At 71.4% G+C, this 6,531-nt stretch carries 7 protein-coding genes and 1 riboswitch; of the genes, 3 read left to right on the top strand and 4 right to left on the bottom strand.

The genetic code is table 11. From position 1 onward, the window contains the following. Positions 1 to 152: 152 nt before the first annotated feature. The 4 genes from CNO22_RS24945 to CNO22_RS24930 form a co-directional block, all read right to left on the bottom strand. Complete coding sequence (locus tag CNO22_RS24945) at positions 153 to 1,253, bottom strand: C40 family peptidase (protein WP_100501947.1); 1,101 nt, start codon at positions 1,251 to 1,253, stop codon at positions 153 to 155. Positions 1,254 to 1,269: 16 nt separating this feature from the next. Further along, positions 1,270 to 1,429: riboswitch (cyclic di-AMP (ydaO/yuaA leader) on the bottom strand. A 187-nt stretch (positions 1,430 to 1,616) separates the two neighbouring features. Continuing rightward, the gene (locus CNO22_RS24940; protein ID WP_100501946.1) at positions 1,617 to 1,961 is read right to left on the bottom strand and encodes a hypothetical protein; all 345 of its coding nucleotides are present in this window, start codon (positions 1,959 to 1,961) and stop codon (positions 1,617 to 1,619) included. A gap of 180 nt (positions 1,962 to 2,141) precedes the next feature. Continuing rightward, positions 2,142 to 3,398 carry a tyrosine-type recombinase/integrase gene (locus CNO22_RS24935; RefSeq protein WP_100501945.1) on the bottom strand — a complete coding sequence of 419 codons (1,257 nt, stop codon included), beginning with the start codon at positions 3,396 to 3,398 and terminating at the stop codon, positions 2,142 to 2,144. Continuing rightward, positions 3,395 to 3,928, bottom strand: a complete 534-nt coding sequence (locus CNO22_RS24930) for a hypothetical protein (protein ID WP_100501944.1) — start codon at positions 3,926 to 3,928, stop codon at positions 3,395 to 3,397. Before CNO22_RS24930 ends, CNO22_RS24935 begins: the two co-directional genes overlap by 4 nt. Positions 3,929 to 4,046: 118 nt before the next feature. Between CNO22_RS24930 and CNO22_RS29470 the strand changes: the two genes are divergently transcribed. The 3 genes from CNO22_RS29470 to CNO22_RS24915 are packed head-to-tail and all read left to right on the top strand — an operon-like array spanning position 4,047 to position 6,444. Next, a complete protein-coding gene (locus CNO22_RS29470; protein WP_232807334.1) occupies positions 4,047 to 4,232 on the top strand; it encodes an excisionase family DNA-binding protein in 186 nt (61 codons plus the stop codon). Further along, complete coding sequence (locus CNO22_RS24920; RefSeq protein WP_100501942.1) at positions 4,229 to 5,101, top strand: bifunctional DNA primase/polymerase; 873 nt, start codon at positions 4,229 to 4,231, stop codon at positions 5,099 to 5,101. Before CNO22_RS29470 ends, CNO22_RS24920 begins: the two co-directional genes overlap by 4 nt. After that, positions 5,098 to 6,444 carry an AAA family ATPase gene (locus tag CNO22_RS24915; RefSeq protein WP_100501941.1) on the top strand — a complete coding sequence of 449 codons (1,347 nt, stop codon included), beginning with the start codon at positions 5,098 to 5,100 and terminating at the stop codon, positions 6,442 to 6,444. The genes CNO22_RS24920 and CNO22_RS24915 overlap by 4 nt, the downstream gene beginning before the upstream one ends. The last annotated feature ends 87 nt before the right edge of the window (positions 6,445 to 6,531 follow it).

Below are 6,531 nucleotides of genomic sequence, written 5' to 3'. Positions count from 1 at the left end.
TAAGATAGTGTTGAGAGAAATGCATCGGGACAGATGACGCTGATGGGAGTATTGATGGACGATGCAGATGCGTATAGGAGAAAGACGCTTGATTGATGTCTTACGTGAGGCGCCCCCCATCAAGATCTCCTCGTGAGGAGTCGTCGGCCGAGTCAGATGTGTATAAGGTACAGGGCCAGGCGGCGCATCGCGGTGATGCCACCCATCGAGTCGACGCTCACGACCTTCACCGGCTGCCCAGAGGTCGAGGCGTGCACCATCTGGCCGTTGCCGATGTACATCGCCACGTGGGTCACCGGGCTGTAGTAGAAGACCAGGTCGCCCGGCTGCAGCTCCGCGCGGGAGACCGCCGAGCCCATCGTCGCCTGCATCCGCGAGGAGTGCGGCAGGCTGATGCCGGCCGCGGCGTAGGCGTACTGGGTCAGCCCGGAGCAGTCGAAGGCGTCCGGCCCGCCGGCGCCCCACACGTAGGCGTCGCCGACCTGCGCCAGGGCGGTGTCGACGGCGATCTGCGCGGCAGCGCTGGCCGCGGCGGCCGGCGCGGCCTGGACCGACTGGCCCGCGTGCGCGGCCACGACCTCCTGCTGCTGCGGTGCCGACAGCGCGTCGTACTGCGCCTGGTAGTCGGCGATGTCCGCCTCGAGCCGGGCCTGGCGGGCGGTGACGTCGTCGAGCGCGCGCTGGGCGGCGGCCTGGGCGGCGTCGGCGTCGGCACGGGCCCGCTCGGCCGCGGCGGCGGACGCGGCGACCTCGCCGAGCACGTCGTCGGTGTGGACGGCGATGGCGTCGAGGATGGCCAGCCGGGACACGAAGTCCTCGGCCGACCCGCTGGTCATCAGCAGGTCCAGCTCGGGCATGCCGTCGGCGGAGGTGAAGGCGGCGCGGGCGACCTGGCGGACCTGGCCGTCGAGCGCGTCGAGCTGCGACTGGGCCTCGGCGGCCGCCTGGTCGGCACCCTGCGCGGCGGCCTGCTGCTGCGCCAGCATCTCGCGGGCCTCGTTGACCTGCTCGGTGACGACCTCGAGCTCGTGCGCGGCCCGGGCGACCAGCTGTGCGATCTGCGCGGCGCTGGTGGCGTCCTCCGGGTCCGCGGCGGCGGTGCCCGGCAGTAGCGTCAGGGCGAGGGTGGCGGTGGCGCCCAGGACCAGCCCGCGGGCGATGCCGCGAGACGGGGCGGGGCGGCGGAACGCGACCGGCAGACCGGGGTGGGACGGATCGACGGCATGCCCCAGGGCAGGGCGGGGGGTCGCCACGGGCGGCGGCTCTCCGTTCTTCCTCAGCGACCGCCTACCGAGTTAGCTGACGGGTTCGGGCCGGGAAGAAGGTGCCCTATCTCTGCGCCCCGGCGGACCGGCGCGCGGGAGAACTCACCCCAGTGCTGCGGTGGGTCCCCGGTTCGCCTTCGGCGCCGGTGCGGCGCGTCGGGCGATTCGGCGGTGACCGGCCGAGGCCACCTTTCTGCAGGTGACGACCACCCGGCCGGACCGGCTCACCGTACGGGGGTCGTTGAAGACGTGACGAACGGGGGTGGTGGGGACTGTGGGTCCGGAGTCACTCCTGGTCCGCGACACGCCGTCCGGTCACCCGTGCGAGGGGGGGCGGCCGGCACACCGGGGTCACCCGGTGCGCCGCCCGGCACCCTGCCCGCCGGCCCTCCGCTGCGGCGCGGCGCGTCGCGCCGGGGCCGGCCGCGGGGGGTGCTGGTGACGCAGCGGCGGCACCAGACCGGCGTCGGCCAGCACCCGGACGGCGCGGCGCTCGACCTCGTCGAACTCCACCACCACCCCTGGCGGCAGCACGACGACGTCCTCGGCGGTCAGCCGGTCGTCCCGCCGGCCGGTCATCGGCACCACCGTCGGGTCGGCGCCCTGCCACCCCGGCGGCGCCCCCAGCAGCACGGTGACGACGCAGTCGCCGCAGCCGGCGCCGCGGGCGGTGCAGGTCTCGCAGTCGATGTACACGGTCCACTCCTCTGCTGGCCGACCCTCGTCGCGGGAGGCCGTCCGTGGCCCCGGTCGATCCGGGCAGGACGCTAGGAGCGGGCACCGACAGTTCCGGCTCAGGCGCCGGCGTACTCCCAGAACCAGGGCAAGAAATCTGTCGCCGTCTGGCCGGTGCGCCCTTGACCTGCCCCGATGCGATCACGACGACCGGTCCCGCCTACGCCGTGGTGCCAGCGTGGTGGCCTCCGGCTCAGCCCACAGCACATCGGCGACCGCGGCCGTAGCCGTCGACACCGCCTCCGGCATGACGTGGCCGTAGATGTTCTGCGTCACCGCGATGGTGGAGTGGCCGAGGATCTCCATCACGACACGGGCCGGCACGCCCTGCGCCAGGAGCAGCGTCGCGGCCGTATGGCGAGCGTCGTGCAGCCGTGCATGGCGCACACCCGCCTCTTCCAGCAGCCTGCGCCAGCGGCTCCAGTCCCCCTTCGAATCGATCGGCTTCCCGTTCGGCTGGCAGAACACGAGGTCGCTGTCCTGCCACTCCGAGCCGGCCGCGAGACGCTCGGCGAGCTGCGCCTGTCGGTGCGCCCGCAAGTCAGCGAGAAGCTGCGGCGGCAGACCGATGCCGCGCTTGCCGCGTTCGGTCTTCGGCTCGCTCTCGGTGACGCCGCCGACCTTCGCGGGACAGTTGCGGGGCTTGTCCTGGCCGCACGTGTCGCCGCAGCCGTGCCGGTAGGGCAGGCGCCGAATCTGCGCCTTCACCCGCCAGACGCCGGCCTCGAGGTCGACGTGCTGCCACTTGGCGCCGAGCGCCTCCCCCTGCCGCAGCCCGAGCGCCAGCGCCACCGACCAGCGAGCAGCGTTCCGGTGGCGCCTCGCCACCTGTAGCACCCGACGCGCCTCGTCGGCCGTCAGCGGCACGATCTCCTCGAAGCGCGCCTGCGGCGGGTCCACCAGGAGCGCGACGTTTCTCGCCACCCGGCCGCGCTGCTCGGCGACCTTCAGGGCGCGGGACAGGATGCGATGGCACAGCAGCACCGTTCCCGGCGCCAGCCCGGCGCGCAGCTTCGCGGCGTAGAAGCCTTCCAGGTGCTCAGGCTGGAGGCGTTCGAGCTGGTGGTGTCCGAGGGCAGGCTTGATGTGCACCTTGACCTTCGACTCGTAGCCGACCAGCGTGCTCGGACGGACGCGGCGCACCGCGATGGTGGTCAGCCAGTGGTCGAGCCATCCGCCGACCGTGAGAGCCCCGGCGCCGGCCTCGAGGACGATCCCGGCGTCGCGCTTCTTCTCCAGCGCCCGGACCTTCGCCACCACGTCGGCACGCTTCATCGCGGAGACGTGCCGCCGGTCGCGCCGGCCGTTCTCCTTCTTCCCCATCGACACGTAGCCGTGCCACCGGCCGTCGTCGTCCTGGTAGATGGACGACTCGCCACTCGCCGCCCGCCTGGTCATCCGACCCGCCCCGGTCGGGTTGCCGGCAGTAGGCCCTTCTTCCGGGCGAGATAGACCCACTTCTCCACGGTTCGTTTCGGCACCTGGGTCTGTTCGGCGAGGGCCACGTTGGGCCGTAGCCCTCTGCTGGTCGCTGACTGATACGCGCGGGCGACGTCTTCGAGGAACTGGTCAGTTAGGCCCTCGTCAGCGGACGACGGCGAGAGTTCGAAGGCAGGCGCTTCCTGCTGCTGCTCCTTTGCGTGCTCGATCCACCGAAACGGGAACGCCTTGATGGCTTCCTGGTAGAGGTCTGCCCCGAGGCTCGGATCCTGTCTCACCGCCAACCAGAGATCGGGCCGCGACGCTGCCTGTGCCCGGATGCGGGTCAGGGGAAGCCGCCGCAGGTCCGTGGGTGTGATTTCCCCGCCCTGCTTGGTGATGAAGACCTCGACCACGTGGCCCTGGTCGTCCAATCGGACGAAGACCTCGCCGCCGTCCTCTAGATCGTTGGTCCACGCGTATCCGTCGCCGCCGCGTATGAGGCTCACGAGGCGTAGGTTCGCACGCCTCGGCCGTAGGAGCAACCAACCTACGTTGCATTGTCGTCCACGGTGGTCCACACTCTGTCTCGTCGTAGGCTTGCAGACCTACTCCCGAGGAGGAGTCGTGCAGTTGCTGTACAGGCCGGAGGCCGCCGCCGAGGTGCTCGGCATCGGACGGTCCAAGATGTTCGAGCTGATCGCGGCCGGACAGATCGAGACGGTCCGGATCGGGCGTGCGCGGCGCGTCCCGGCGCAGGCGCTCGAGGACTACGTGGCCCGTCTCCGTGCGAGCGCAGGGGCCGCAGCGTGACGAACGCCCGCCCCAACGAGGTCGGGACGGGCGCGGTCATGGCGGGCGGCCATGATGAGCGTACCGGCAGCCACCGACTGAACGCTGCGCAGCACGCCGCGGCCTACGCCCGCGCCGGCCTGCACGTGCTCCCGCTCGCCTGGCCAATAGCCAGCGGCTGCTCTTGCGGGAGGCGGGACTGCCCCTCCCCGGCGAAGCACCCGTTGACGCCGCACGGCAAGGACGACGCCACCACCGACATCAAGCGCATTGGCTCCTGGTGGGCCATCTGGCCGGAGGCCAACATCGGGCTGCGACCGGCCGAGGATGTCGCCGTCCTCGATGTCGACCCGCGGGCCGGCGGCGCTGCTCGCCTCGCCGAGCTCCTCGCTGCCTGCGGGGTGCAGCTCCCGGCGACGCTGACCGCGAACACCGGTGGCGGTGGGATCCACGCCTGGTATCAGTGCCCGGGCCCGTACCGCGGCCGCCTGTGCGAGGGCGTGGACATCAAGTCGAGCAGCGGCTACCTCGTGGCCCCGCCGTCGCGGCACATGTCGGGCCGGTCGTACTCCTGGGCCACCGAGGTGCCCATCACCACGGCGCCGAGCTGGCTGCGAAAGCTCATCCGGCGCCCCGAGGGTGCTCATCGTCCTATCACGACGATGAGCACCTCGGCCGCCGCGGATGGCCTGGTGCGAACCGTGGCGTCGGCGCAGGAGGGCGGCCGGAACCGCGCCTTGCACTGGGCCGCCTGCCGCGCCGCCGAACGTGGTGCTCCAGCTGATCTTCTCGACCAGCTCCGGGCCGCTGCTCGGTCGGTCGGGCTCGACGAGCGCGAGATCGAGAAGACGATCCGCTCGGCGATGAGCACCGGGAGGTCGGTGGCGTGACCGTCGACTACTCGCACATGACGCCGCCCGTCCCGCCGGCCCCAACGGTCATCACGATGTCCGACGTCGAGCCGGAGCGAGTGCAATGGCTTTGGCCCGGCCGACTTCCGCTCGGGAAGCTGGTCGTCATCGACGGCGATCCGTCTACCGGGAAGAGCACGTTGACGCTCGACCTTGCGGCACGGGTGTCGACCGGGGGCACCTGGCCGGACGGCGCACTCTCTGCTGGACCGCGGGACGTCCTCCTCTTGTCCGCCGAGGACGGCGTCGCGGACACCATCGCCCCCCGGCTCGCGGCAGCCGGGGCCGACCGGCTCCGGGTGCACGTTCTCGCCGACGTCCCCCAGGTCGACGAGGACGGCAACGTCCGGCGCGTGCCCCCCTCGCTGCCCCGGGACGTCGGTCTGATCGAGAAGGTGGTCGCCGAGAAGAAGGTGGCCTTCATCGTGGTCGACGTCCTGATGGCGTTCCTCAACTCCGGGGTCGACTCCCACCGGGACCAGGATGTCCGCGGGGTTCTGCACCAACTCGCCTCGATGGCCGAACGCGCGGGCTGCACCGTGGTGTTGATCCGGCACCTCAACAAGGCCGGCGGCAGCAACGCCTTGTACAGGGGTGGCGGGTCGATCGGCATCGTCGGCGCCGCCCGAGCCGCTTACCTCGTCGCCCGGGATCCCGAGGACGAGGACAGGCGGATCTTCGCGGTGACGAAGTGCAACCTCGCCCTCGAACCGCCCTCGCTGGCCTATCGGCTCGTGGACGACCCGGACCACGGCTGTGCGCGCATCGAGTGGGAGGACGCGCCGGTCGAGCACACCGCGGCCAGCCTCCTGCGCGGCCCAGTCGATGACGAGGACCGCACCGAGCGCGACGAGGCGGCCGACTGGCTGCTCGGATACCTGACCGACAACGGCGGGACCGCCGCGAGGAAGGACATCGTCAAGGCGGCCCGCGCCGCGGGCTACTCCGAGGCGACCCTCAAGCGGGCGAAGGACCGGGCCGCAGTGAAGCACAGCTCCGAGGGCTTCCCGCGACAGACCTGGTGGTCGATGCCAGTCGGCTCAGCGAAACCCGGACACGCACAGGGTGAGCCGACTGGCAAGGGTGAGCCAACTGGGGCTGACCTGCGGAAACACAACCTCCAGTCGGCCCAGTCAGTCCAGTCGGCTCAACCCTCAGCGAGTGAGCCCACTGAGCCGACTGCGGACTGCGGACACCCCATCAAGGCCGTGAACACCTCCAACGGGAAGTGCGGTCAGTGCATCGCGGAGAGGCCCGCGGACCCCGCCCGCGCCGCAGCCGAGGAACACGGCCGGGCGCTCCGCTTGGCGGTGGGCGCATGACCGAGACCGCGCCGGCTTGCCCCGACGGCTGCTACTTGCCGCAGCAGTTCCGCACCGGCGACCGGTGCCTGTCTCTTATACCAATCT

The organism is Geodermatophilus chilensis (genome assembly GCF_002802985.1).
GTDB classification, from domain to species: Bacteria; Actinomycetota; Actinomycetes; order Mycobacteriales; family Geodermatophilaceae; genus Geodermatophilus; species Geodermatophilus chilensis.
This window is presented reverse-complemented; position numbering and strand designations above follow the sequence as displayed.

Bases quoted from the DNA above. Each gene is read 5' to 3' on its own strand.
- CNO22_RS24935 (WP_100501945.1), bottom strand. From the start codon at position 3,398: ATGACCAGGCGGGCGGCGAGTGGCGAGTCGTCCATCTACCAGGACGAC.